This window comes from Arthrobacter jinronghuae (genome assembly GCF_025244825.1).
In the GTDB taxonomy this organism is placed as follows: domain Bacteria; phylum Actinomycetota; class Actinomycetes; order Actinomycetales; family Micrococcaceae; genus Arthrobacter_B; species Arthrobacter_B jinronghuae.
This window is the reverse complement of the sequence record NZ_CP104263.1, coordinates 3,081,827-3,106,332: the sequence shown is the minus strand read 5'-3', so window position 1 is coordinate 3,106,332 and position 24,506 is coordinate 3,081,827. Positions and strand designations below refer to the sequence as shown.

Genomic DNA, 24,506 nt, shown 5'->3' with positions numbered 1-24,506 from the left:
GCGGCGGCTGATGCCCGCCGCGCGCCTTTCTGCTGTTACCAGCGCTTACTCATGCACCCGCTTACTCCTGCACGAGGGACTCGGTGAGTTCCTGGCCCTCAGGGGCGAAAACGATGCAGTCCACGCGGCGGTCACCAGAGGCCCAGGTCTGCTCCGTGGGGATGGACTTGGCCAGCTTCAAGCCCGGGAACTCCGCGGCGGCGTCGGCATACTGCACAGCCTCGCAGACATCGTTGACCCGCTCTTCCAAGGCGCCTGTGCCGGGGAAGGCAGCGTCCTCGGTGAAACTGTCGGTGGCGACCAACTGGGCGTTGTGCGGCGTTTCGCAGGTGACTACGGTGGCACTGGAATTGACGTCGTCCCAATCCTTCAGGCACGCGCCGTCTTCCAGCTCCAGCGGACTTACGTCCTCGGAGATGACGCCTTCCTCCTTGCCGTTAAAAACAAACACGAAAAGCAGGATGGCGACGACGGCGGCGAGTACAACGCCGCCGAGCACCAGAATCAGGCGCGTGTTCCGCTTACTCTTGCCGCTGTCCTTTGCCCCGGTGGGGGCGGTGCCAACCGCCGTCGCTGCCCCTGTCGCGGGCTCCGTGGTGCCGGAGGATGCACCCGGCTGATTGAATGCTGCTGTTGCCCCCGCTGCCTGGCTTTCGGCCAGCCGGCGTGACCGGCGGGTGTCGCCGGCCGGCACAGCTGCCGTAACGGGCTCCGGTTCGCCTGACGCAGCCACCGGCGCGGGTGTGCGCTCCTGGTGCGCGGCAGTCATCGGAGCCGCCGCGTTGATGCCGTGCAGGGGGTGAGGCTCGGCGTCCCCTTGGGACGGTTCGTGCTCCGCTTCGCCAGCCGGTTCACGTTCTTCCACTGGCTCCGAGGCGTCTGACCTTGATGCAGTTTCAGCCTCGGCACCATCGGCCTGGGACGCGTCCGCAACGGCTGCGCTGTCCGGCACCGCTTCGGCCTCGGTGCCATTCGCCTCCGCGCCATCCGCGCCGGCGCCGTCGGCCTTGGGGTCGACTGGGTCCTCTGCGCTGCCTGTCGCCGCTCCGTCCCCGCTGCCATCCGTCGCGGCGTCAGTTTCGGCGCTGCCTTCGGAGGCGGTGCCGGCAGCCGAATCGGGATCGGAGGCCGTTGCCTCGCCGTCCTCGGGCGTTGGGCCGGAAAGAGTGGTCGCCTCGCCGGTTTCGCCGGGCCGATTGGCGCCGGCGGCGTTAGCGTCCACCTGGACTTCCGTCCCGGCAGGAGCGGGTTCCAGTCCGGACAGGCGTCCCGCTTCGGCCGCGGTGGCCTCGGCTGCAGCGGTTTCCGAAGCAACCTGGTCGAGGGCCGCTGCTTCCACGGCGTCATCGCTCAGGGTCGGCTCGGCCAGGGAAGGTTCCTCCAGCTTGAGTTCCTCGGGTGCCACTACCACCGGTTCCGGGGGAAGCTCCAACGCAGCGGTACCGTCGCCGTCAGCTTCGGCGTCCGTAGTCGGTGCATCCACCACGGAGCCTACGCCGTCGGCCTCTTCGGCTGCGGCCGTTTCACCGCTCACGGCACCTTCGAAACTGCGTTCCCAGACGCCGGCGTCGTGCGTTCCATCTTCGGAGAGCCACGCGGGGGAGTCCGAATGCGCGCTCAGATCGGGGAAGGCGCCCGGCGTACTTTCCTTCTCCGGTGGCGGAAAACCCGCTCCCGGTGTACTTTTCTGATCGCTCATGGTGAACGTCTGTCCTCCCTGTAGGCGGTGGCATGATGCACCCCAAAACTGTCTCTACCCCCGACTTTAGCCAATATCGGAGGGCAGGCGCAGGGACCGGCGTGCCGGAGGCGCTGTGCTAATGCCCGGGGAACACCCCCTGCTGCGGCGGAGGGGGCACAAGCCAGCGGGAAAACATGTAACCTGTACTTACGACAAATTGACCAAATATTCCGGGGCCCTCGTTCATCTGCCCGAACGACTAACCTCCGGATCGACGCAAAAAGGGGGTCACGCCATGGGGCGCGGCCGTCAAAAGGCAAAAGCAACCAAGCAGGCACGGGAGATGAAGTACTTCACCCCTGCCACGGACTACTCGGCGCTGCAGCGTGAGCTCTCAGGACCGACGAGTCGTCCATCCAGTCGATATCCCGAGGAGCCGGCTGAACCCGACTACTCGGCGTACGAAGATAAGTACGCGGATCAATTTGGCGACGATGACGATGATGAGGGTAACCGCCGCGTAGGCTAGCGGTAATTTCCTCAACGACGTTGGCCAATTGCCTCCTTCAGCGGATCACCTCAGGGTGGGTCCGCTGAATGGCGTTAAGCCTGTATGTTCAGTTCACAGTTAAATGCCAAGGCCCCGCACCGGCGTATCCGGTCCGGGGCCTTGGCTTTGCCCGGCGGGACTGCTCAGGCGTAGGTGCCGACCAGGCGGACCGCGCCGCCGTCAACGCCCTTGGCGCCCTGGACGAAATCGGAATCGGCGCCGGACGGTGTTTCGACCCCGCCGACGGTGCCCATGACCCATGCGGGGACGCCGCGGGCCGCGAGGCGCTCAAGCGCCGCGTCCGCGCTTTCCGCGTCGACGATCGCCACCATGCCGACGCCGAGGTTCAGCGTGCGTTCGAGGTCCGGCTGAGGGACGTTCCCCAGTTCGGCGATCAGCTTGAACACGGGCGGCAGTTCCCAGGTGGAGCGGTCCACCGTCGCCTGCAACCCCTTCGGCAGCACGCGGGCCAGGTTTGCTGCCAATCCGCCGCCGGTCACGTGGCTGAAACCGTGCACTCCGGCCGCGTCGTAGCGGGCCAGGTCCAGACAGTCGGCGGCGTAGACGCGCGTAGGTTCGAGCAGTTCCTCGCCCAGGGTGCGCCCCAGCTCGGAAACCTGGCGCTCAAGCTGCCAGCCGGCATGGTTGATGACGCGTCGAACGAGGGAGTAGCCGTTGGAGTGGATACCTGAGGACGCCATACCGATGACTACGTCGCCGTGGCGAACGCGGTCGGGGCCGAGGAGCCGGTCCGCCTCCACAACGCCCGTGGCAGCGCCCGCGACGTCGTACTCGTGATCACCCAGCAGGCCCGGGTGTTCGGCGGTTTCCCCGCCCACCAGTGCCGTGCCGGCCACCTCGCAGGCCGCCGCAATGCCGCGGACTATGTCGGCGATGCGCTCCGGTACCACTTTGCCGCAGGCAATGTAGTCGGTCATGAACAGCGGCTCGGCTCCCACCACAACGATGTCGTCCACCACCATGCCCACGAGGTCGAAGCCGATGGTGTCGTGGATGTCCATGGCCTGCGCGATGGCAACCTTGGTACCGACGCCGTCCGTGGACGTTGCGAGCAGCGGCTTCCGGTATTGGAGCAGCCGGGAGGCGTCGTAAAGGCCGGCGAAACCTCCGACGCCGCCCAGCACCGACGGATTGTGGGTGGCCTTTACGGCCGCCTTCATCAGTTCAACGGCTTTGTCGCCGGCTTCGACGTCCACTCCTGCGGACGCGTAAGTGATGGGGGCGGCGTTCATACGGCTTCTTTCTTTTCGGCGTCGGTAAGCAGGTTCTCGTATTCGCTGTCCGGTCCCGGGTCACAGCCGTTGGAGCCGGCGTCCTCCGCGGGATTGGCGGGATTCGCGGGTTCCAGCAGGTTCTTCCCCAGCCGGTCCGCGGCGGGCAGCTCGATCGGGTAGACACCGGTGAAGCAGGCCGTGCACAACCGTTCCCTCGGCTGCAGGGTTGCGTTGATCATGCCGTCTTCGGAAATGTAAGCCAGGCTGTCCGCGCCGATGGATGCGCGGATTTCCTCCACGGCAGCGCCGTTGGCAATCAGCTCGGCGCGCGAGGCGAAGTCGATGCCGTAGAAGCACGGCCACTTGACCGGGGGAGAGGAGATCTTCACGTGTACCTCAAGGGCACCGGCTTCGTGCAGCATCCGGACAATGGCACGCTGTGTATTGCCGCGCACGATCGAATCATCCACCACCACTACCCGCTTGCCGCGGATCACGGATTCGAGGGCGTTCAGCTTCAGCTTGATGCCGAGCTGGCGAAGGGTCTGGCTGGGCTGGATGAAGGTGCGTCCCACGTAGGAGTTCTTGACGAAGCCATGGGCGAAGGGAATGCCGGATTCCTCGGCGTATCCCACCGCGGCCGGGGTGCCGGATTCCGGGACCGGGATCACAATGTCCGCCTCAACCGCGTTCTCCCGTGCCAGCTGGCGGCCCATCTCAACGCGGGATTCATATACGGACCGGCCGGCAATGGTGGCATCGGGGCGGGCGAGGTAAACGTACTCGAACACGCAGCCGGCCGGCGTCGGCTCACCGAAGGTACGGCTGCGGACCCCGGATTCGTCAATGGCGATGAATTCGCCCGGCTTGATCTCCCGGATGAAACTGGCTCCCACCGTCGCGAGGGCGGAGCCTTCAGAGGCCACCACCCAACCGCGCTCCAGGCGCCCAAGCACCAGCGGCCGGACGCCGTAGGTGTCCCGCGCGGCATAGAGGGTGCCCTCATCCATAAACACAAAGGAGAACGCGCCGCGCAGTTTCGGCAGCAGTTCCATGGCCGTGTCCTCGAGTGACCGTCCGTCGCTGCCGTTGAGGAGGGCGGTGACCAATGCCGTGTCCGAGGTGTTGCCCTGGGCGATTTCACCGGCCCGGGGCCGGCCCTCGCGCTCGAGGATCAGTTCATACAGTTCGGCGGAGTTGGTCAGGTTGCCGTTGTGCGCCAAGGCCACGGTGCCGCTCGCCGTGGCGCCGAGGGTGGGCTGGGCATTGGCCCAGTGGGAGGCTCCTGTGGTCGAATACCGGCAGTGCCCAACGGCTATGTGCCCCAAGAGGGTATTGAGCGTGGTTTCGTCGAAGACCTGGGAAACCAGTCCCATGTCCTTGTAAACGCTGATGCGGTTGCCGTCGCTGGTGGCGATGCCGGCGGACTCCTGTCCCCGGTGCTGCAGGGCGTAAAGACCGTAATAGGTTAGCTTCGCTACCTCTTCGCCGGGGGCCCAGACTCCGAAGACCCCGCAGGCATCCTGTGGGCCTTTTTCGCCGGGCATCAGATCATGGGAAAGCTGTCCGTCTCCACGTGCCATGTGTGAATTGTCTCATGGACGACCGACGGTGCGGGCTGTGTGCGCCAGCGTTACGACGGCGGCTGTTCCCGGCTTTCCGGCTCGGCGGGATCCACGCTTTCAACCGTGGACCGGCGAGCCCTGCGGACACTGATCCAATCGAGGATGAGGGCGGTCAAGGCTCCCAGCAGCAGCCCCGGGAGGCCGAACATTATGGTGAAGAACCCGAGGGTGGCCTCACGGGTGAAGCTGGGGTTCTCGGCCCCGCCATAGGCGACAAAGAGGGCAGCAATAAACCCGGCAACCACGCCCAGTGCCAGGAAAGGGACGAAACGGGGAGCGCGGCGGACCGTAATCTCGCGGCGCTCAGGGCTGTGCTGCTCGGAAACCATGCTCCGATTCTACCGGGCGGGTACCCTCCTGCTGTGCCGATGGAGTTTAGGCGCGGACGGGACGGACCAGGCCCCGGGACGCTACGACCCGGTCCGGAACAGCGGCAGCACATCCGAAAGGTCGGCACGCAGCCCCGAGGCCGCGACCTTCCCGGCGGCAACGGCGTCGGCCCAGGACTGCCGGCCGGTGACCAACGCCAGCCAGGTGGCGCCGTCGGTCTCGATGACATTCGGGGGAGTGCCGCGGGTATGCCGGGGGCCGGCCACGCACTGGGTCACCCCGAACGGCGGAACCCGGACCTCGACGCTGTTGCCGGGGGCGCGTTCGGCGAGTTCTTCCAAGGCATAGCGCACTGCCATGGCAGTGGTGCCGCGGTCAGTTGCCCCGGCGGCTGCTGCCTGCAGTGCCGCCCGGCCGTCTTCGCCGGAGATCCGGCGCCGTGCCACGCTTCTAGCCCAGCAGCGCCGTGACCGGCGCGCCCAGCCGCAGGCTTCCCACGGGCTGTCCGCCGCCGAGCACCGGCTGCATGATCTTGTCCAGCACCTTCTCCACGGCCAGCGGGTCGACGGCGCCGCTCGCAGCCAGCAGCGTCAGGCCCACCAGGGATGCGGCGCGGGTATTGCCGTCGAGCATCTTCAGTGCCACGGAAGCGCCGGTGTCGGTGCCCAGCACCAGGACACCCTCGGCACCGTTCTTGGCGATGATCCCGAGGTCCTCCATCACAACCGAGTTCTCGCGGCCGTGTCCGTGCACCGCCCAGGGGTAGTCGAGCATCGCGGTGGCTACCGTTGCCGCACGGGCGTTGCCGTGCTTGCCGGACGGCGCCTTGGCCAGCCGGCCGATGCCGCGGGCCAGCCCGGTCAGCGAGACAGCGGCCAGCGGTGCACCGCAGCCGTCCACCGCCCAGTGCTGCACGGTTTCACCGGTGAACTCCTCGATCACCTCGGCGATGCGGCGCTGCAGCGGATGCTGCGGGTCCAGGTAGGTTGCGTGGTCCCAGTTGTTCTCGGTGCAGGCCCAGAGGAAGGCGGCGTGCTTGCCGGAGCAGTTGAACGCGATCCGCTGCGGCCCCTTGCCTTCGCGGATGAGTTCATTGCGGGCCTCAGCGTCCTGCGGCCAGTCCTCGGGGCACTGCAGGTGCCCCTCGGTGACGCCGGCAGCAGCCAGCATGCCGCGGACGACGTCGGTGTGTTCCCGGGAGCCGACGTGGCTGGCGGCGGCAAGGGCCACCTGCGGTCCGCGCAGGGGCACTCCGGACTGCATCGCTGCGACGGCCTGGAACGGCTTGAGCGTGGAGCGGGGGAAGATCGGCGTAGTGATGTCACCGAGTTCCGTGACCACGGTGCCGTCGGCGGCCATCACGACGGCGGAACCGATGTGGCGGGACTCAATAAAACCGTTGCGCTCCAGCACGGCCAGTTCAACGGCGTCGGACGCGGTAAAAGTTGCGTTCATGTTCTTCAGTCTAAAGGGGAGCGGGAGGCGAACCGGCGATGACGGCCCCGGCACCGCCGTCGATCTCGCTGCCCCCCGCTGTTCCCCGGCGTGCGCTTTACCGCTGCAGCGTCCGCAGTTCCACTATCGATCCACCTTTGGCTACCTGCAAGGGGTGCTGGCCTACAGGTACCGGGCGGGCGGCAAATAGGTAGCCACGGGGTTTCGAACCGTCGCCGGCAGGCATCCCGGCGGCAATCCGCGCCGCGGCGTCATGTTGGGCAGGTGCTTTCGAGCGGTCCATCCCAGCAAGTACCCTGATCTACTGTGAAGGTTCTCGTAGTAGGCCCAGGCGGCCGCGAACATGCCCTTGTCCGAGCGCTCCTGGCCGATCCCTACGTCCGTGAGGTCCACGCGGCACCCGGGAACGCAGGCATTGCCCAGATGGTCCCGGTCCACCCGGTCGAGGCCACCGACCCCGCCGCTGTCACGGACCTGGCTCGGTCCCTCGGTTCCGACCTAGTGGTTATCGGCCCCGAGGCGCCGCTCGCGGCAGGTGTTGCCGACGCGCTGCGGGAGGCAGGGATTGCCGTGTTCGGCCCGTCGCAGGCGGCCGCGCAGCTCGAAGCTTCCAAGGCTTTTGCCAAGCAGGTCATGGCGGCCGCCAACGTTCCCACCGCGATGGCGCGCATGGCCGGGACCGTGGAAGAAGCCGCCGACGCGCTTGACACCTTCGGCGCCCCGTACGTGGTCAAGGACGACGGGCTGGCCGCGGGCAAGGGCGTGGTGGTGACCTCGGACCGGAACGAAGCACTGGAACACGCCCGAGCCTGCTTCGAGGCAGGCGGAACCGTGGTGATTGAGGAGTTCCTGGACGGCCCCGAGGTCTCCCTCTTCGTGCTCTCCGACGGACGGCACGTGGTGCCGCTGGCTCCCGCCCAGGACTTCAAACGGATTTTCAACGACGACGCCGGCCCCAACACCGGCGGCATGGGCGCCTACTCGCCTCTGGACTGGGCACCGGCCGGGCTGGTGCAGGACGTGGTCCGCCGGGTCGCGCAGCCGACCATTGACGAAATGGCTTCCCGCGGCACCCCTTTTGTGGGTGTGCTTTACTGCGGGCTTGCCCTGACGACGCGCGGGGTGCGGGTCATCGAATTCAACGCCCGCTTCGGTGACCCGGAGACGCAGGCAGTGCTGGCGCGGTTGAGGACCCCGCTCGGTGGTCTGCTGATGGCGGCGGCCAAGGGTGGCCTGGACGCCATGGAGCAGCTTAAATGGGACCCGCGCCCCGCCGTCGCCGTGGTGGTGGCAGCGGAAAACTATCCCGGCACGCCGAAGACCGGTGACCGGGTGCGGGGGCTGAAGAAAGCCGCGCAGCTGGAGGGTGTGCACGTGCTGCACGCCGGCACGAAGCTCAAGAAGGACAAGGTGCGCAGCGCCGGCGGGCGGGTACTTTCCGTGGTCGCGCTGGGTTCCACCTTGGACGAAGCGAGGGACCGCGCCTACGCCGGCGTCGACCTGATCCGGCTGGAAGGCTCCCAGCACCGCACCGATATTGCCTTGAAGGCTGCCCGCGGCGAAGTGCGGGTCCCGGAAGGCAGTTCGGGACAGTCCGGCAGCATGCCTGCGCCGGACGCGGCTGCGGCCCGCGAAGGGAACCCGGCATGAGTGACGGTACGGGCCGTGCGCCCCAGCTGCCGGGCTGGCGGCATGTGTATTCCGGCAAGGTCCGCGATCTGTACGTGCCCGAGGGAGCCGGGGACGACGCCGGCCGCGTGCTGGTGGTGGCCAGCGACCGGATCAGCGCGTATGACCACGTGCTGGCCAGCACCATTCCGGATAAGGGACGGATCCTCACGCAGCTCAGTCTGTGGTGGTTCGACCAGTTGGCGGAAATTCCGAACCACGTGATTTCCGCACAGGAAGGCATTCCGGAGGCCGTGGCCGGCCGGGCGATGATCTGCAAGAAGCTTGAGATGTACCCGGTGGAGTGCATTGCCCGCGGCTACCTGACCGGCTCCGGGCTGGCCGAGTACCAGGCCTCCCGAACAGTGTGCGGGCTGCCGCTGCCTGCCGGGCTGGTGGACGGTTCGCGGATTGAAGCGGCCGTTTTCACCCCCTCGGCCAAGGCCGAGCAGGGCGAACATGACGAGAACATCACCTTTGAAGCGGTGGTGGACACGGTGGGCGCCGGCACGGCCGACGAGCTGCGTTCGCTGACGCTGCAGATCTACACCCGTGCCGAAGCCGTCGCACGGGAACGCGGGATCATCCTTGCCGATACCAAAGTGGAGTTCGGGAAGGATCCGCTGACCGGGGCGGTCACCTTGGGGGACGAGGTGCTGACCCCGGATTCGTCCCGTTTCTGGGATGCGGCACTGTATTCGCCCGGTCAGGCCCAGCCGTCCTTCGATAAGCAGTATGTGCGGGACTGGCTTACCTCACCGGCCTCGGGCTGGGACCGGCACTCCGATACGCCGCCCCCTGCCCTCCCGGACGACGTCGTCGAACGAACCCGGGCCCGGTATGTGGAGGCCTATGAACGGCTGACCGGGGAGGGATTCGTGTAAGTTTCCCGAGGCGCGGGGCGCTTAACGCAAAAGGGCCGGTCAGATTTCTCTGACCGGCCCTTGCTGGTCGGGGTGACAGGATTTGAACCTGCGACCTCGTCGTCCCGAACGACGCGCGCTACCAAGCTGCGCCACACCCCGTAACCACTGCTTCGCTGAAGTGTTTGACGACCTCGCGAAGCAACTTTACAAGGATACTAGACAAATCCCGATTCCGCGAAACGGGCGTTTTGAACGTCTCCGGCGGCACCTGCGAAAGGCAGGTCCGGACCCCGATCCGAGCTAGGCGTCCCGCGCCGTCAGGGTCAGCAGGACTGCCTCGGGACGGCAGGCAAAGCGCACCGGCGCGTAGCGCGAGGTGCCGATGCCGGCGGAGACGTTCAGTGGCACCCGGCGTCCCGCATGTGCCCAGGAGGTCAGGCCGCGGGCCTGCCAGGTCGGCAGGTCGCAGTTGCTGACCAGGGCGCCGTAGCCGGGAATGCAGACCTGTCCGCCGTGGGTGTGCCCCGCAAGGATGATCTCGGCGCCTCCACCGGTGAATTCGTTTAGTACGCGCTGGTAGGGAGCGTGGGCGACGCCGATTTTCACTTCTGGCGCTGTGTTGGTTCCCGTGGAAGCGGGTACGCCGGACGGTGCAAAGCCCTGATATTTGTCCCGCCCCAGATGCGGGTCATCCACGCCGGAGAAGTTCAGGCGTAGGCCGGGCAGGTCCATCACGCTGTTGGTGTTGGTGAGGTTCTGCCAGCCGGCGTCCTGGAAAGATCCGAAGAGGGTTCCCCAAGGCAGCTTCTCCGGCTCGCGCCGATGCTTGGAGGGGCCCGTGAAGTACGTAAACGGGTTCTTCAGTACCGGGGCGTAGTAATCATTGGAGCCCGGGACAAATACGCCCGGGAAACGCATTACGGGTTTCAGCGCCTCAAGCACGGCTGGTACTGCCTGGGGGTGGCTGAGATTGTCACCGGTGTTGACTACCAGGTCCGGTTCCAGGTCAGCCAGGCCCTGCAGCCAGCGGACTTTCCGTTCCTGGCCGGGAACAAAATGGATGTCCGAAAGGTGCAGGACCCGCAGGGGAGTGCTTCCGGCCGGAAGGACCCGGACGGTTTCTTCACGGACACCGAAGAGGTTCCGTTCTATCAGGGAGCCGTAGGCGAAGGCCGCAGCACCGGTGCCGGCCAAGCCGCCGGCCAGCCATGCCGCCTTGCGTCCCACGGATGACAGGGTTGAATCAGCCACTATCCGTTACCGCCGCCGTTGCCGGGACCGCCGCCTTCACCGCCGCCGCCGTTGCCGGGACCGCCGCCTTCACCGCCGCCGCCTTCACCGCCGCCGCCGTTGCCGGGACCGCCGCCTTCACCGCCGCCGCCGTTGCCGGGACCGCCGCCTTCACCGCCGCCGCCGTTGCCGGGACCCTGATCTGCAGCCGGGGACGCCGGCGGGGAGGCAGGGGGTGTGGCGCGCGGGGCAGGAGCCGTGTTGCCGACCATGCTGGCCGGGGGAGCGGTAAACGCATTGGCTTCGTACTGTCCGGCAATCCGCTGGATGTAGTTCTTCCACGAGGGGCCGGCGATCAGGGATCCGTCGATCTCCGGGTAGGTCCGTCCGCCGATCAACTTGTCCGACATGGTGGTGTTATTGGCTTTCCAGTTGCCGATCCACGAGGCGGTGACCATTCCGGTGCTGTAACCCATGAACCAGGTCTGCGAGCGGGTGTCGTTGGTGCCGGTCTTGCCTGCGGTGGGAACACCGACCTGCAGGTTCACACCGGAACCGTTGGTCATAACCCGCTGGGTGGCCATATTGACGCCTTGGGCAACCTCTTTACGCATCACCTGTTCGCAGGACTGCTCCGGAACCTGATATTCGGTGCCGTCGGCACCGGTGACGGATTCAAGGGCAATGGGGTCACACTGCAGGCCTTCGGCGGCCAAAGTTGCAAAACCGGTGGCCATGGACAGCGGAGAGGCGTCGCCGCCGCCGCCGAAGGTTGACGGCGGGTTGACGGAGAGCATGTCCTCTTTGCCTTCCGAGCTCTTGCCGTCGTGGATTCCTGCAGCAAAGGCTATTTGCTGGAAGGAGCACAGATCCAGCTGGTTGATCTCGGCGAGGGTGATGGTGTTGTAGGACTGGGCCAGGCCGTCCAGGACGGTGGTGGTTTTGTAGTTCGTATCCCCGTAGTTGATGGGCGTCCACGGTTCCAGTGCCACATAGCGGCCGCCGGGCAGGCACGAGGCGTTCCAGGAGTGTCCGGCGGGGTAGGTGCGCTTGGAACCGTTCAGCGTGGTGTTCAGGGTCTTGCCCGCATCCAGCCAGGCAGCAACCGTAAACGGTTTGTAGGTGGATCCGGGCTGGAATCCGCCGAGGCCGTTAAGGGGTTTGGTCGGATCACCGCCCTGGTTAACGTCCACGTTGAAGTTCTGGACGGAGTTGCCGTCCGCGAGTTCGGGTGTGTACCGGGTGTTCTGGGCCATCGTCAGGATCTTGCCGGTGCCGGGTTCAACGCTGACCATTGCGTGGCCGATTTCAGCATCGGTGGTGTCCGGATTGGCCGTTTCGTTGACGGCTGTCTGCGCGGCGTTCTGGAACGTCGGGTTCAGCGTGGTCTTGATGGTCAGGCCGCCGCGCTTGAGCAGCTTGTCCCTGTCGTCCTCCGTGGCACCGAAGTTCTCGTCATTGAGCACAAGGCGCGTTACGTAGTCACAGAAGTAGGGGGCCTGTGAGGCCCCAACGCAGTTGCTGGACACCGGCGTGATCTGCAGGTCCAAACCGGTGGCAACAGAAGCGTCGAAGTCTTCCTGGCTGATGCGGCCCTTATCCAACATGGCCTGAAGCACCAGGTTCCGGCGTTCGAGGGAGCGCTCGGGGTTCAGCTCCGGGCTGTAGAACGTGGGACCGTTTACGACGCCGGCCAGCAGCGCCGACTGCGCAATGTTCAGGTCCTTGGCGTCCACGTTGAAGAAGTAGCGCGCCGCAGCCTGGACGCCGTACGTGGTGCCGCTGAAGGGAACGATATTGAAGTAGCCCTCAAGGATTTCGTCCTTGCTCAGCTCTTTCTCCACCGCAATTGCAAGCTTCATTTCGCGAAGCTTGTCGCCCACCGATTTACCGCCGCTGAAAACAACTTCCTTGTTGTTCTGCATGTTGGTGTCAATGATGACGTTGTTTACGTATTGCTGGGTGATGGTGGAAGCACCGCGGGTGCTGTCACTGGTGGCGTTGGACACCAGGGCGCCCATGATGCCCTGCAGGTCCACCCCGCCGTGTTCGTAGAACCGGTCATCCTCGATGGCCAGCATGGCGTCCACCATGTTGGGTGACACCTGGTCGAGGGTCACGGGCTGGCGGTTCTCCTCGTACACGGTGGCGATCAGGGAGCCGTCGTTTGCATAGATCTTTGACGGCGTGGCCAGTGCCCCGCGCTCCAGTTCCGACGGAAGCTGGTCAAAGAACTGGATGGATCCGGATGCGGCTGTGCCTGCTGCTGCGGCTACCGGAACCAGGAGACCGGCAGCCAGGACTCCGCAAAGAGCACTGATGCCGAAGAACGCGACGAGCTTCCCGAGAGTGGTCGCCGTGTCAAAGAACGGTGATTTGCGTGCTGCCATGCGAGACAGTCTACAAGCACGTTACGCTTTCCCTTATGACCAAATGGGAATACTTCATTACGCCTCTTCCACTGCACACACCCGGGCAAGTCCTGAATATGCACGGGGAAGAAGGTTGGGAACTGGTACAGATCGCTTCGGCGCCGAATGGAACCGGTTCCGTCGCCTACATGAAACGCGAAAAAAACCAGTGACTGGCGCTGCCGGTGCAGTCTCGGCTGTTGAGACCAGGCTCCGGGAACTGGGCCTGAGCCTTCCCGCCGTCGCATCTCCGGTGGCTGTCTACGTTCCGGCCGTGATCACCGGCAACCTCGTCCACACGTCCGGCCAGTTGCCGTTTGTGGACGGGGTCCTGCCGGCCACGGGCAAGGTGGGTGCGGAAGTGGGCGCAGAGGATGCGGCGTCCTACGCGGCCGTCTGTGCCGTCAATGCCCTGGCCGCCGTGAAGGCTCAGATCGGTGACCTTGACCGCGTGGTACGGGTGGTCAAAGTGGTGGGCTATGTCGCTTCCGACCCTTCCTTCACCGGCCAGCCGGCCGTCATTAACGGTGCTTCCGAGCTGCTGGGAAATGTCTTCGGCTCCGCGGGAAGCCATGCGCGTTCCGCCGTCGGCGTCGCAGTCCTGCCTCTGGATGCGCCGGTTGAAATAGAAATGATCGTTGAATTTGCCTAACACCCCAGTCCGGCTGTTCCCGGTGGCGCCCTCGGAACGGGTGGCGGCCCAGACCTGGTTCGAGCGCCCCGACCGCACGCCCCGCAAACCGCGGCTGGCGTCCTCAGTAGTGCTGCTGCGGGACTCTCCGCGCGGCACCCAGACGTACCTTTCCTACCGGCGGGGCGAATCGCCCCTGGGTAAGGTCGCCTTCCCGGGCGGCAGCATCGAGGAGAACGACGACGCGCAGGTCACCTGGTACGGTCCGGCACCGGCGCTGTGGGCGAAGTCCATGGGCGCCGACGACGCCCGGCTGGCCCGCCGCCACGTCGTGGCCGCGATCCGCGAGTTGTTCGAAGAAACCGGCATCCTGCTGGCCGGCCCGGACGAGTCCACGCTGCTGGAAAGCAACCGCGGCCCGGAATGGATGGCTGCACGGACGGCGATTGCCACCCAGGAGGCATCCTTCCTGGAGTTGCTTGGAAAGCGCGGCCTCGGTCTGCGCACGGACCTTTTGCGCCCGCTGTCCAACTGGCACAGTGCCGACTTTGCGCTCCGGCGCTTCGATACCCGTTATTTTGCTGCGGTCCAGCCGGTAGGCCAGGACGCCACCCTGCTGGAGGGTAAAGGTGTCTGGGCAGACTGGAAACCGGCGGCGGAAGTCATCGCCGCGCGGGAGAGCACCGCGCTGGGCGACGAAATCGGCCAGCCGGACACCTCCGGACTGACCCTGGGAGAACTGGTGGTTCCCGCCGTCGAAATCACCCTGGAAAAGGTGGCGTCCGCCCGCGGCTGTATCGCTTACCTTTCGAGCCGCCGGCCCGCCGCTGTTTATCAGCCGGAACTGGTGGAAGTTGACGGAAAGCCCTGCGTAGCCGTTCGTGCAGGCGGCGGTGCCGAAGGGTCCTCGCAGCACGGGCGCTAACCGCCGCGGGACCGTCGGTGCACAAATGTGCACGGGTTTGAACCAACAACGGCGGCGCCGGTCCCAGGGACCGGCGCCGCCGTTGTTGGTGTTTCGTGCCTTTAGCGGGAGCGCTGGCGCAGCCGCTGCACGTCAAGAATGACAACCGCGCGGGCTTCCAGGCGCAGCCAGCCGCGCTGGACAAACTCGGCGAGGGCCTTGTTCACGGTTTCGCGGGAGGCGCCCACCAGCTGGGCCAGTTCCTCCTGCGTGAGCTCGTGCGCAACGAGGATGCCGTCCGTCGCCGGACGGCCGAAGCGGTCCGCCAGGTCCAACAGCGCCTTTGCCACGCGGCCCGGAACGTCGGAGAACACGAGGTCCGCCAGGGACTCGTTCGTGCGGCGAAGCCTGCGGGCCAGCGCCTGCAGCAACTGAACGGAAACCTCGGGGCGGGTTTCAATCAGGGCGCGCAGGTTCTCGTGGCGGAGGCCCGCAAGACGGGTTTCGGAAACGGCGGTTGCCGTGGCGTTCCGGGGCGACGGATCAAAAAGGGCCATCTCGCCGAACAGTTCGCCCGGGCCGAGGATCGCCAGCAGGTTTTCACGGCCGTCCGGGGCGGAGCGGCCAAGCTTGATCTTGCCGGAGACGATGAAATAGAGCTGGTCGCCCTGATCGCCTTCGCGGAAGACGGAGGCGCCGCGTGAGAGGTCGACCTCAGTGAGCTCTTCGGTCAGGGCGGCGAAGACGTCGTCTCCCAGAGAGGCGAACAACGGCGCGCGGCGCAGTACCTCGATATCCATGAAATCTCCTGTAAATAGTGGTCTCTCCTTATTATCTTGCCGCACGTCACCCCCTAGTGATACCTAAAGCACGTTTGTTCACTGATAGCTCCGAAAAAGAGGGCAGGACCACAGGCGCGGGGTCAATCCTGATAACGGGTTCCGGAGGTTGTCCCTATAAACTCGCACTGCAGCGGCCTTCCACCGCCCGGCCACCCCGATTGACACGCTTGGAGCTCTTTGTGCTCGGACTGACACTTCTGGACATCATCCTGCTCCTTGTCCTGATCTTCTACCTGGCTGCAGGTCTGCGCAACGGACTGGTGGTCACCCTCGGCGGGATCGTCGGATTCGTTGCCGGCGCCGTCGGCGCGTTCTTTGCCATTCCGCTGGTTACCGAATGGGTTCCGGATAACGGCTGGCGGCTGACGGTGGTCATTGCCACGGCCGTCGTCCTGGTGCTCGTGGGCCACGCGGCCGGAGCCGCGCTTGGCGGAATGATCCGCAGGTGGCTGAATTTCCCGCCGCTGAGGTTCCTGGACCGCGTACTCGGCGGCGCCGCCAACCTTGCAGTGGCTGCGCTGGTCATGGCGATGCTTGCCTTCAGCGTGACGACGCTGGGCGTCCCGTTCCTGTCCCAGCAGATTGCCGCCTCGAAGGTACTCACCGCCATTGACGATGCCACCCCCGAGCAGGTGAAGACCTGGAGTGCGCAGATCCGTTCCTTCACTGTTTCCGAGGGGCTGCCGACCATCCTCGACAGCGCCGCGCCCCAAACGGCTGTCCCGCCGAGCGCCGAGGTGGACTCCGAAGAGCTGCGGACCGCGTCGGCGTCGGTCCTCAAAATCACGGGCACGGCATATCAGTGCGGACAGAACCAGACAGGTTCAGGCGTTGTGGTGGCGGATGACCGCGTGGTCACCAACGCCCACGTGGTTGCTGGCGTGAACGAACCGGTGGTGGAAGTTCCCGATGGCAGCGTACTGCCCGGACGGGTGGTCCACTTCGATCCGGCACGCGACCTGGCCGTCCTCGCGGTGGACGGCCTCGACGCCGATCCCGTCCCCATGGGTGAGGCGCTGGCTGCCGGCACCACCGCGGCCTTTGCCGGTTATCCGGCGGGCGGCCCGTTCCGGCTGCAGGCAGCAAGTGTTGAGGGCCTGTCCAACGTGTCCGTCCGGGATATCTACGGAACCTCCCCCGAAGTGCTGGAGGTCTACACCCTGGCCGCGAACGTGCAGCAGGGCAATTCCGGCGGGCCGCTGCTGGACATGGACGGCCGCCTCGCCGGCATCATTTTCGCCAAGACCACCAGTGACCAGCCCATCGGCTACGCCCTCTCGCTGGCCGAAGTCGGCCCCGTGGTTGACGCCGCGTCGGATTACGACAGCCCGGTTTCAGCCGGTCAGTGCACGAGCAAATAAAGCTGCCCCGCTCAATACACGGCCAGCAGTCAACCCGCTAGAGCCAGTGCAGGGACTGCCCGTGCGCTCCGGTGCGGGCCACCGCCCTGCCGTTGTGGTGCAGGACGAACAGTCCCGGTTCCGCAACGGGCTCAGGCTCCACCGGCCCCGGAAGAGCACCGCTGCCTTCGTTGGAAATCCAATGCACCGGGCGTCCGGGGATATCCACGTAGCTGGACACCTTCTCCCGGAAGATTTCCCGGTCCGCCTTCGGAACGTAGGCGAGGACGGCGGTGTGGAACACGACGACGGCGGCCTCGGCCGGGGCTGCTTCAATTAATCCGGCGATTTCGGCGTTGAGGTCCCCCTTGACGATCCGGGCTGGGGACTGGCCGGCGGTTTCGGCCGCTGCCTTCAGGAGTATTCGGCGGTCTTCCATGCCGGGCCAGATCAAGGCATCCAACCAGGCCAGGTCTTCGGGGTCGGCAGGGTCCAGCGGCGACAGGTCCACGCCGGTCCGGTGGATGATCTCGGGACAGGCCCGCGGCAGCGGCGGATTGCCGGTGGTTGTGCAGTCCAGGACCAGGTCCGGGCGGCCCGGATCGTTGAGGAGGTCGCCGTCGTCGTACCGGTAACCGTAGCGGTCCGGATATAGGCACAGCCCGGCGGAAGCGCCGACTTCGATCAGGGCCAGCGGGCGCCCCTCCGTCCGCGCGATTTCGGCGAACAGGGGAAGGAGGACGGCACAGCGGCGGGGTTCGTTGGTCTGCGTGCTCCGGCGCAGGATGACCGACCGGATGTCTTCCCAATGCTCCTGCAGGAAGGAGCGGAACTGCGCGTAGGGTCCGGCGGCGGCGCCACGGCTCCGGGCGGCCGCCAGCACGAGGTTGGGTTGGCGCTTGGCCTCCGGAAGGCCGTCAATCAGCTCCAGCACCTCAGGGTCCGCGCTGATAGCCGCGGTCCACTGCTCGTAGACAGGGGAGGATCCCCGGGCCTCGAATTCGGCGAACCGGGCATACCGCTGCGCAGTGGCGGCCATGGCTACTCGGCGGCCTGCCCGGCGGACCCGATCAGGTAGTCCACCGCCATGCGGTAGCCGCTGATACCGGCCCCGCAGATCACTACCTCCGCCACGGCGGAGACGAAGGAGTGGTGGCGGAACTCCTCGCGGCGGTGGATGTTGCTCAGGTGAACCTCGACCACCGGCAGTTCCACGCCGGACAATGCGTCCGGGATGGCAACCGACGTGTGGCTGTAGGCAGCGGGATTGATGACAATGCCGTCCGCAGTGCCGCGCGCCGCGTGGATGGCATCGATCAGATCGCCTTCGTGGTTGGACTGGACACAGTCCACGGTCCAGCCGTGGGCGGAGGCCGCGGCCATGGCCGCGGCCTCCACATCCGCCAGGGTGGAGCTGCCGTAAATCGCCGGTTCACGGGTGCCCAACAGGTTCAGGTTGGGGCCGTTAAGGACGAGGAGGTTGCGGGTGCCGGCTGCAGTCATGGCTTAACTATGCCGGAGTTCAGTTGCGAAGCGGACTGCAGCGCGTCCGTGTTGCGCGCTGTCATGCGGCGGGCGGCCAGCGCGCCGGCAATGGTGATCAGGGACATCAGGGCCAGGACGACGCCGGGATGCCACCACGCGCCGCCGGTTGCGTTGGAGAACACCTGGGTGATGGATGGGGTGAATCCGGAGAGGATGCCGGCCAAGCTGTAGGCCAGGGACATTGCCGTGAACCCGGTTCGGGCCGGGAACAGATCCGCCATCAACCCGCCCAGCGCCGCCCACGCGGCCGTCGGCGCGATGCCGCCGATCAGGATGGTCAGGATGTAGACCGGTGTGGTGGCGTTGCTGATGATGAAGTACAGCGGGAAGGAGATCAGCAGGGTCGCAACGGCCCCGGCCATCACCATCCGTGCCGAACCGATCCGGTTGGCCAGGAAACCGAACGCGGGGATGGTTGCCAGCTGCAGCACCGAACCGACCAATGCGGCGTTCAGGACCGTGGATTCGGACAGCCCCAGCACCGTTGTCCCGTAGGACTGGGTGTAGGTGGTCATCAGGAAGTAGGAGCCGATACCCAGCAGCGCAGCGGCGGCTGCCACCAGGACCGCAGCCCACTGGGTGCGGAGCACCTCCAGCAGCGGAACCCGGGTGATCTGGTGGGCCTGTGCCACGCCCTTGAAAACGGGGGTTTCATCGATGGCCAGCCGCAGGTACAGGGCGATGCCCATAAACGGGAAGGCCAGCAGGAACGGAATGCGCCAGACCCCTGCTGCCAGGTCCGCGTCGGAGACCTGGGTGAGCAGCAGGAAGATGCCCGTGACCATGATCGTGCCTACCGGTGAACCGATCTGCGGGATGGCCGCGTACAGCGCGCGTTTTCGGGGAGCGGCGTGCTCGGTGGCAATCAGGATGGAACCGCCCCATTCACCCCCGACGGCCAGGCCCTGGAGCAGGCGCAGACCCACCAGCAGCAGCGGCGCCCAGATCCCGATGGTGTCGTAGTCCGGCAGCAGGCCGACGGCTCCGGTGGCGGTACCCATCAGGACGATGGTTCCGATCAGGGACGTTTTGCGTCCTACCCGGTCACCGATGTGGCCGAAGAGAATGGCGCCCAGCGGTCGGGCAATGAAGCCCATGCCCAGGGTGAGGAAGGACAGCAGAATGCCTGTTGCTGCATCCACGTCGGGAAAGAAAATCCGGTTCAGGATCAGGGCTGCGGCGGTGCCGAAAACATAGAAGTCGTAGGACTCCAGGGCGGTGCCGATAAACGAGGCGCCCGCAACTTTGCGGGCCATCTTGGAAGAGGAGGGGGTGGGGGAAGCGGGCGGTGCGGCCGCTGCGGGTGTAGTAGACACAGACAGGAATTGTCCTAGCAGCGGAGGCTTTCACCAAGTCCATGAGTCCAACGTCACACCGGTCCGGATTTCCGCCGCGCTACGAGGACTGTCCCGGCTCCGGAAGGTGCGGGAGGATCAGCGCCTTCCCGGCGGTGATCAGTGCCGGTTCGACGGCGGTCCCGTCCGCCACGTATCCATGCACCATTGCCCCGTCCCGCAGCATAAGCAGCTGGTCCGCGAGCTGTCCGGCGTCTGCGGCGCCCAGTTGCTGCAGCCGCCCGGTGACCAGGGAATGGAGCCAGGCCCGGTGCTCCGAAACAACCACGCGGACGGGGTGGCCGGGATCCGCATATTCCGCCGCCGCATTGATGAACGGGCAGCCGCGGAAGCCTGCGCTGCACGCCTCGGAACCCATCGCTTCGGCGAACTGCAGCAGCCCGGTGCACGGATCCGGATCCAGCTTCGCTGCCCGCGCCTGCATCGCCGCCGACTGCTCCCGCAGGTACGCGACCACGAGATCATCCTTCGAGCGGAAGTAGCGGTAGAAGGTCACCTTCGTGGTGCCGGCAGCGGCAATGATCTTGTCCGCACTGACTGCCCGGATCCCCTCTCGGTAAAACAGGAGAGAGGCCTGTGCCAGGATCCGCTCCCGCACGGGTGTAGCTGCCATCATGGTTCCCCTGACTCCCTCACTTGCAGTAGACGTACTAGTTAGTCTACCTTGAGGTCTACCGACTTTCCCCACAAAAGGAGTTCCCCATGAGCGCTTTGTACACTGCCGCTGCCACCGCCACCGGAGACGGACGCAACGGAGAAGCCCGTACCAGCGACGGCAAGCTCGAGGTGAACCTGTCCACTCCGACCGAAATGGGCGGTTCCGGCGAAGGCACGAACCCCGAGCAGCTTTTTGCCACCGGTTACGCCGCCTGCTTCCTTTCCGCACTGAAGATGATTGCCCGCGCAGAAAAGGCGCCGATCTCGGATGCCGCCGTAACGGCGGACGTCAGCATCTTCAAGAACGACGACGGCGGCTTCAAGCTGGGCGTTGAACTCCACGTGGAGATGTCCGGCGTCGACGAAGCAACTGCGGACAAGCTGACCCAGGCCGCCCACCAGGTCTGCCCCTACTCCAACGCCACCCGCGGCAACATTGACGTGAACCTGGACGTCACCGTCGGCTAAGGGTCACAGGGTTGAACAACAGCAGGTGCCGTCCCGATCAAGGGACGGCACCTGCTGCTGTTTGGTGCTGTGTCTATTTCGCTGTGTCTATTTCGCTGTGCCTACTTCTTGAGCGAAGCCGCAATCTGCTGCATCACGGTGTTGTCCGCCAGCGTGCTCGAGTCGCCGGCTTCCCGGCCCTCGGCCACGTCCTTGAGCAGCCGGCGCATGATCTTGCCGCTGCGGGTCTTGGGCAGTTCGGGAACCACCAGGATGTGCCGCGGCTTGGCGATGGGACCGATCTCCTTGCCCACGTGGTTGCGCAGGGTGGTGACAATGTCGTCGTCGTCCTTCGCGCTGCCGCGCAGGATCACGAAGGCAACCACGGCTTCACCGGTGGTGTCGTCCGCAGCGCCGACGACGGCGGCCTCGGCCACCGACGGGTGGCTGACCAGGGCGGACTCGATCTCCGTGGTGGAGAGCCGGTGTCCGGAGACATTCATAACGTCGTCCACGCGGCCGAGCAGCCAGATGTCGCCGTCCTCGTCCTTCTTGGCGCCGTCACCGGCGAAGTACATGTTGTCGAACCGGGACCAGTAGGTTTCCTTGAAACGTTCCGGGTCCCCCCAGATGCCGCGCAGCATGGACGGCCAGGGTTCCTTCACCACCAGGAAACCGCCGGACCCGTTGGGCACCGGTTCGCCCATCTCATCCACCACGTCCACCGAAATGCCGGGGACTGCCACCTGGGCCGAGCCCGGCTTGGTGGCCGTGACGCCCGGCATCGGAGCGATCATGTGCGCGCCGGTCTCCGTCTGCCACCAGGTATCCACGATGGGGGCGGGGTGTTCCTTCTTGCCGCCGTTGGCGCCGATGACCTGCCGGTACCACATCCATGCTTCCGGGTTGATCGGTTCGCCCACGGAACCCAGTACCCGGATGGAGTCGAGGTTGTACTTCTGCGGAATGTCCCGGCCCCACTTCATGCAGGTGCGGATGGCGGTGGGGGCGGTGTAGAGGATGGAGACCTTGTACTTTTCCACCAGTTCCCACCAGCGGCCCTGGTGCGGGGTATCCGGGGTGCCTTCGTAAATCAGCTGCGTGGCTCCGTTGACCAGCGGAGCGTAGGCAACATAGCTGTGGCCGGTGACCCAGCCGATGTCCGCGGTGCACCAGTACACGTCCGTTTCGGGGTGCAGGTCGAAGGTGTTCAGGTGCGTAAAGGCCGTCTGGGTGAGGAACCCGCCGGTGGTGTGCAGGATGCCCTTGGGCTTGCCCGTGGTTCCCGAGGTGTAGAGGATGAACAGCGGGTGCTCGGAATCGTGGGCCACGGGGGAGTGCTCGGCGCTGGCGGAGTCCACGACGTCGTGCCACCACTTGTCCAGGCTGTCATTCCACTCCACGGGCTCGCCGTTGCGGCGCACCACCAGTACGTTGTCGACGGTATGCCCGTCCTTGGCGAGGGCTTCGTCCACGGCGGGCTTGAGTGCGCTGGGCTTTCCGCGGCGGTAGGAGCCGTCCGCCGTGACCACAAGCTTCGCCTCGGCGTCGTCGATCCGGCTGCGCAGGGCGTCGGCGGAGAAACCGCCGAAGACCACTGAGTGCACGGCGCCGATCCGGGCGCAGGCCAGCATGGTGATAACTGCTTCGGGGATCATCGGCAGGTACACCGCTACGCGGTCACCCTTGGCGACGCCCAGGGATTCGAACGCGTTTGCTGCCTTCTTGACCTCTTCGGTCAGCTGCGCATACGTGTAGGTGCGCGTATCCCCGGGTTCACCCTCGAAATAAATGGCGACCCGGTCTCCGCGGCCTTCTTCCACGTGCCGGTCCAGGGCGTTGTAGGCGGCGTTGAGCTTGCCGCCGACAAACCATTTGGCGAACGGGGCATCGGTCCAGTCCAGCGCCTGGGTGAAGTCCTGTTCCCAGGAGAGAATGTTCCGTGCCTGACGGGCCCAGAACTCGGGACCGTCGGCTGCCGCTTCCTCGTACAGCGAGGGCTGCGCCACTGCGGATGCTGCAAATTCGGCGCTCGGCGGGAAGCTCCGGCTTTCATGCAGCAGGTTCTCGAAGGCGTCTCCGTGCTTCTTTGCAGGGGACTGATCAGACATGGTTGAACCCTTTCACTTCGCTGAAAATCCATCACTTGGGGAATCGTGCATGGCTGCAAACCACCCTATCGCCGGATTTGGGTCGATGTGTCCGCGCTCACATAATCAGTCACAAAACGGCGTGATTATGCGGTGAGCGGTATGTCACTCCGCCGGGACGCGCCGCCCCTGCGCTAGTCTGCCTCGCCGTCGTTGATTAGGCTGTCTGAAGGAAGCAACCGCCTACGTACCGTAGATGCGCACCTCCCGTTGCCTGGCGCCCCCGTGCGGTCTAGGGACAGGTGGTCGTGAATGGAGATCAGTATGAACAACCCCCCTGTTGAGAACGAGGCCCGCACCACGGCCGGATCTTCGGAAACCGGCGGACACCCCTCCGCGACAGACAAGGGCCTGCCGGCACATCCGGCTGCCACGGACCAGGAAGCCCTCGTTGGGCCCTTCGGGCTTCGGGACACCGTTGTAGGCGGCTCGGTCCTCGTGATGCTCGTGGGTAGCATCCTGCCCTTCTTCACGGTGACCCGTCTCGGGTTTGAAGAGGACTTCAATCTTTGGAATGCGTTCTCCCTGTTCTTCATCGGCATCGGCATCCTGCTGCCGCTGCTGGTTGCCGGACTGTTTGCCGGCCGCCGCCTCGCCCCCACGATGAAGCCCCGCGTGGGATCGCTCTCCCTGGACCAGTTCGCCTCCGTGACGGCTGTGCTGGCCCTGGCTTTCTTCTTCATCCAGACGGTGACCGACTTCAGCGTCGGCGCGATGGTCGCGTTGGTCGGTTCCCTGGGCCTGGTGGTGTCCACCACCCTGGCGCCGCACCTGCCCTTCTTTGCCCGGGAATTCCGTAACCGCCCCGAAGCAGCCGCCGCACTGACTGCCCGCGACGCTTTGCCGCTGCGTCCCCGTCCGGCCCGCCCGAAGCCGGAAGCAAAGCCGGAGACGGAGAACGCCGCCGGCGCCCGCCGTTTCACCAACCCGCTGCGCCGCAACGAGGACGCCCACCGCAACGAGGACGCCCGCACCACCGTGCACGACGCACCGAGCCAGAGCAGCACTGATGTTTCCGCTCCCGGCGGCACCGCCGTCGTCGGAACCTCCGGTGCATCGGCCGCCGCTCCCGCCACCTCCGTGCAGGAGACCTCCACCCCGTCGACGCAGGTTTCCCCCGCCACGGCATCACCGGCTACGCAGGCGCAGCCCGCTGCCGCTCCCGCCGCCGGATTGCGGGCCGAGGAGCCCATGGCCGCCACCACCGTGAACCCGGTGGTCCGCGATGCCGGAGCCCGCGAAGCGTCCGCAGCAGGGGCCCACGAAGCGGAATCCGCCTCAGCGGAACCCATCACCGCTACCCGTGACGAGTCCGAAGCAGTGGTGGAAGCCTTCTGGTTCGCCGTGGGCACTCCCCGCCAGATTGTGGACGAGCGCACCGGACTGCCGCTGTTTATGTTCCACCCGGGTGACTGGGAACTGGGTCTTGAGGACCGCGGCGACGAGTTCCTGGTCCAGGACAAGCGCACCGGACGCATCGGCGTGCTGCGCGATCTCAGCAACATTGAGCGCGTCGACGCCGACCAGTAAGCCAGGCTCGCACCAGCGGCCACCAGCAGCATCCAACCGTCAGTAGAAGGAATC

The 24,506-nt window shown here is 65.9% G+C and carries 23 protein-coding genes and 1 tRNA gene; 9 read left to right on the top strand and 15 right to left on the bottom strand.

What is annotated here, in order from left to right:
• Window positions 1-61: 61 nt before the first annotated feature.
• Complete coding sequence (locus N2K98_RS14580; protein ID WP_255864882.1) at window positions 62-1,699, bottom strand: septum formation family protein; 1,638 nt, start codon at window positions 1,697-1,699, stop codon at window positions 62-64.
• Window positions 1,700-1,976: 277 nt separating this feature from the next.
• Here N2K98_RS14580 and N2K98_RS14575 point away from each other — a divergent pair, with 277 nt between their 5' ends.
• Window positions 1,977-2,210, top strand: coding sequence for a DUF3073 domain-containing protein (locus N2K98_RS14575; RefSeq protein WP_146361664.1), 234 nt, complete (start codon window positions 1,977-1,979; stop codon window positions 2,208-2,210).
• A 164-nt stretch (window positions 2,211-2,374) separates the two neighbouring features.
• On the opposite strand, the gene purM is transcribed toward N2K98_RS14575, so the two are convergent.
• The 5 genes from purM to N2K98_RS14550 all read right to left on the bottom strand — a co-directional run bounded on the left by purM (window position 2,375) and on the right by N2K98_RS14550 (window position 6,876).
• Window positions 2,375-3,484: a phosphoribosylformylglycinamidine cyclo-ligase gene (gene purM / locus N2K98_RS14570; protein WP_255864883.1), complete on the bottom strand. Its 1,110-nt coding sequence runs from the start codon at window positions 3,482-3,484 to the stop codon at window positions 2,375-2,377.
• Window positions 3,481-5,049, bottom strand: a complete 1,569-nt coding sequence (purF, locus tag N2K98_RS14565) for an amidophosphoribosyltransferase (RefSeq protein ID WP_255796812.1) — start codon at window positions 5,047-5,049, stop codon at window positions 3,481-3,483. The genes purM and purF overlap by 4 nt, the downstream gene beginning before the upstream one ends.
• Window positions 5,050-5,099: 50 nt before the next feature.
• Complete coding sequence (locus N2K98_RS14560; protein ID WP_255796813.1) at window positions 5,100-5,420, bottom strand: hypothetical protein; 321 nt, start codon at window positions 5,418-5,420, stop codon at window positions 5,100-5,102.
• An 81-nt stretch (window positions 5,421-5,501) separates the two neighbouring features.
• Window positions 5,502-5,867, bottom strand: coding sequence for a sterol carrier family protein (locus tag N2K98_RS14555; RefSeq protein WP_227919182.1), 366 nt, complete (start codon window positions 5,865-5,867; stop codon window positions 5,502-5,504).
• Window positions 5,868-5,871: 4 nt separating this feature from the next.
• The gene (locus tag N2K98_RS14550; protein ID WP_255796814.1) at window positions 5,872-6,876 is read right to left on the bottom strand and encodes an asparaginase; all 1,005 of its coding nucleotides are present in this window, start codon (window positions 6,874-6,876) and stop codon (window positions 5,872-5,874) included.
• 306 nt (window positions 6,877-7,182) lie between these two features.
• Here N2K98_RS14550 and purD point away from each other — a divergent pair, with 306 nt between their 5' ends.
• Together purD and N2K98_RS14540 are read left to right on the top strand one after the other, a co-directional pair.
• Entirely contained in the window at window positions 7,183-8,526 is a 1,344-nt protein-coding gene (gene purD / locus N2K98_RS14545; protein ID WP_255864884.1) for a phosphoribosylamine--glycine ligase, read from the top strand.
• Window positions 8,523-9,428, top strand: a complete 906-nt coding sequence (locus N2K98_RS14540) for a phosphoribosylaminoimidazolesuccinocarboxamide synthase (protein ID WP_255864886.1) — start codon at window positions 8,523-8,525, stop codon at window positions 9,426-9,428. Before purD ends, N2K98_RS14540 begins: the two co-directional genes overlap by 4 nt.
• Window positions 9,429-9,492: 64 nt before the next feature.
• Here N2K98_RS14540 and N2K98_RS14535 read toward each other — a convergent pair.
• From N2K98_RS14535 to N2K98_RS14525, 3 genes are all read right to left on the bottom strand, one after another.
• A tRNA-Pro gene (locus N2K98_RS14535) sits at window positions 9,493-9,569 on the bottom strand.
• Window positions 9,570-9,710: 141 nt separating this feature from the next.
• Window positions 9,711-10,664: a metallophosphoesterase gene (locus tag N2K98_RS14530; RefSeq protein WP_370646368.1), complete on the bottom strand. Its 954-nt coding sequence runs from the start codon at window positions 10,662-10,664 to the stop codon at window positions 9,711-9,713.
• Window positions 10,661-13,030, bottom strand: a complete 2,370-nt coding sequence (locus tag N2K98_RS14525) for a transglycosylase domain-containing protein (protein WP_255864887.1) — start codon at window positions 13,028-13,030, stop codon at window positions 10,661-10,663. Before N2K98_RS14525 ends, N2K98_RS14530 begins: the two co-directional genes overlap by 4 nt.
• Here N2K98_RS14525 and N2K98_RS14520 point away from each other — a divergent pair.
• Genes N2K98_RS14520 through N2K98_RS14510 form a run of 3 tightly spaced genes read left to right on the top strand, consistent with a single transcriptional unit; the run spans window position 13,012 to window position 14,607 of the window.
• Window positions 13,012-13,224 (top strand): DUF4177 domain-containing protein, encoded by a 213-nt coding sequence (locus N2K98_RS14520; RefSeq protein WP_407079849.1) that lies wholly within the window; start codon window positions 13,012-13,014, stop codon window positions 13,222-13,224. The two genes, N2K98_RS14525 and N2K98_RS14520, sit on opposite strands and share 19 nt — an antisense overlap.
• On the top strand, window positions 13,221-13,703 hold the full coding sequence (locus tag N2K98_RS14515) for a RidA family protein (RefSeq protein WP_255796819.1): 483 nt from the start codon (window positions 13,221-13,223) through the stop codon (window positions 13,701-13,703). Before N2K98_RS14520 ends, N2K98_RS14515 begins: the two co-directional genes overlap by 4 nt.
• Window positions 13,696-14,607: an NUDIX hydrolase gene (locus tag N2K98_RS14510; RefSeq protein ID WP_255796820.1), complete on the top strand. Its 912-nt coding sequence runs from the start codon at window positions 13,696-13,698 to the stop codon at window positions 14,605-14,607. Before N2K98_RS14515 ends, N2K98_RS14510 begins: the two co-directional genes overlap by 8 nt.
• Before the next feature lie 101 nt (window positions 14,608-14,708).
• Here the strand turns inward: N2K98_RS14510 and N2K98_RS14505 are convergent, their stop codons facing one another.
• Window positions 14,709-15,386 (bottom strand): Crp/Fnr family transcriptional regulator, encoded by a 678-nt coding sequence (locus N2K98_RS14505; RefSeq protein WP_146360700.1) that lies wholly within the window; start codon window positions 15,384-15,386, stop codon window positions 14,709-14,711.
• 221 nt (window positions 15,387-15,607) lie between these two features.
• Here N2K98_RS14505 and N2K98_RS14500 point away from each other — a divergent pair, with 221 nt between their 5' ends.
• Complete coding sequence (locus N2K98_RS14500) at window positions 15,608-16,789, top strand: MarP family serine protease (protein ID WP_255864888.1); 1,182 nt, start codon at window positions 15,608-15,610, stop codon at window positions 16,787-16,789.
• A 37-nt stretch (window positions 16,790-16,826) separates the two neighbouring features.
• On the opposite strand, the gene N2K98_RS14495 is transcribed toward N2K98_RS14500, so the two are convergent.
• From N2K98_RS14495 to N2K98_RS14480, 4 genes are all read right to left on the bottom strand, one after another.
• On the bottom strand, window positions 16,827-17,807 hold the full coding sequence (locus tag N2K98_RS14495; RefSeq protein ID WP_255864889.1) for a DUF2332 domain-containing protein: 981 nt from the start codon (window positions 17,805-17,807) through the stop codon (window positions 16,827-16,829).
• A 2-nt stretch (window positions 17,808-17,809) separates the two neighbouring features.
• Window positions 17,810-18,271: a type II 3-dehydroquinate dehydratase gene (gene aroQ, locus N2K98_RS14490; protein ID WP_255796823.1), complete on the bottom strand. Its 462-nt coding sequence runs from the start codon at window positions 18,269-18,271 to the stop codon at window positions 17,810-17,812.
• A complete protein-coding gene (locus tag N2K98_RS14485; protein ID WP_255796824.1) occupies window positions 18,268-19,629 on the bottom strand; it encodes an MFS transporter in 1,362 nt (453 codons plus the stop codon). Before N2K98_RS14485 ends, aroQ begins: the two co-directional genes overlap by 4 nt.
• Window positions 19,630-19,708: 79 nt before the next feature.
• The gene (locus tag N2K98_RS14480) at window positions 19,709-20,284 is read right to left on the bottom strand and encodes a TetR/AcrR family transcriptional regulator (protein ID WP_255864890.1); all 576 of its coding nucleotides are present in this window, start codon (window positions 20,282-20,284) and stop codon (window positions 19,709-19,711) included.
• Window positions 20,285-20,370: 86 nt separating this feature from the next.
• Here N2K98_RS14480 and N2K98_RS14475 point away from each other — a divergent pair, with 86 nt between their 5' ends.
• Window positions 20,371-20,793, top strand: a complete 423-nt coding sequence (locus tag N2K98_RS14475; RefSeq protein ID WP_255796826.1) for an organic hydroperoxide resistance protein — start codon at window positions 20,371-20,373, stop codon at window positions 20,791-20,793.
• A 101-nt stretch (window positions 20,794-20,894) separates the two neighbouring features.
• Here the strand turns inward: N2K98_RS14475 and acs are convergent, their stop codons facing one another.
• The gene (acs, locus tag N2K98_RS14470; protein WP_255796827.1) at window positions 20,895-22,883 is read right to left on the bottom strand and encodes an acetate--CoA ligase; all 1,989 of its coding nucleotides are present in this window, start codon (window positions 22,881-22,883) and stop codon (window positions 20,895-20,897) included.
• Between the two features lie 303 nt (window positions 22,884-23,186).
• On the opposite strand from acs, the gene N2K98_RS14465 reads away from it, so the two are divergent.
• Window positions 23,187-24,452, top strand: a complete 1,266-nt coding sequence (locus N2K98_RS14465) for a hypothetical protein (RefSeq protein WP_255864891.1) — start codon at window positions 23,187-23,189, stop codon at window positions 24,450-24,452.
• Window positions 24,453-24,506: the final 54 nt, after the last annotated feature.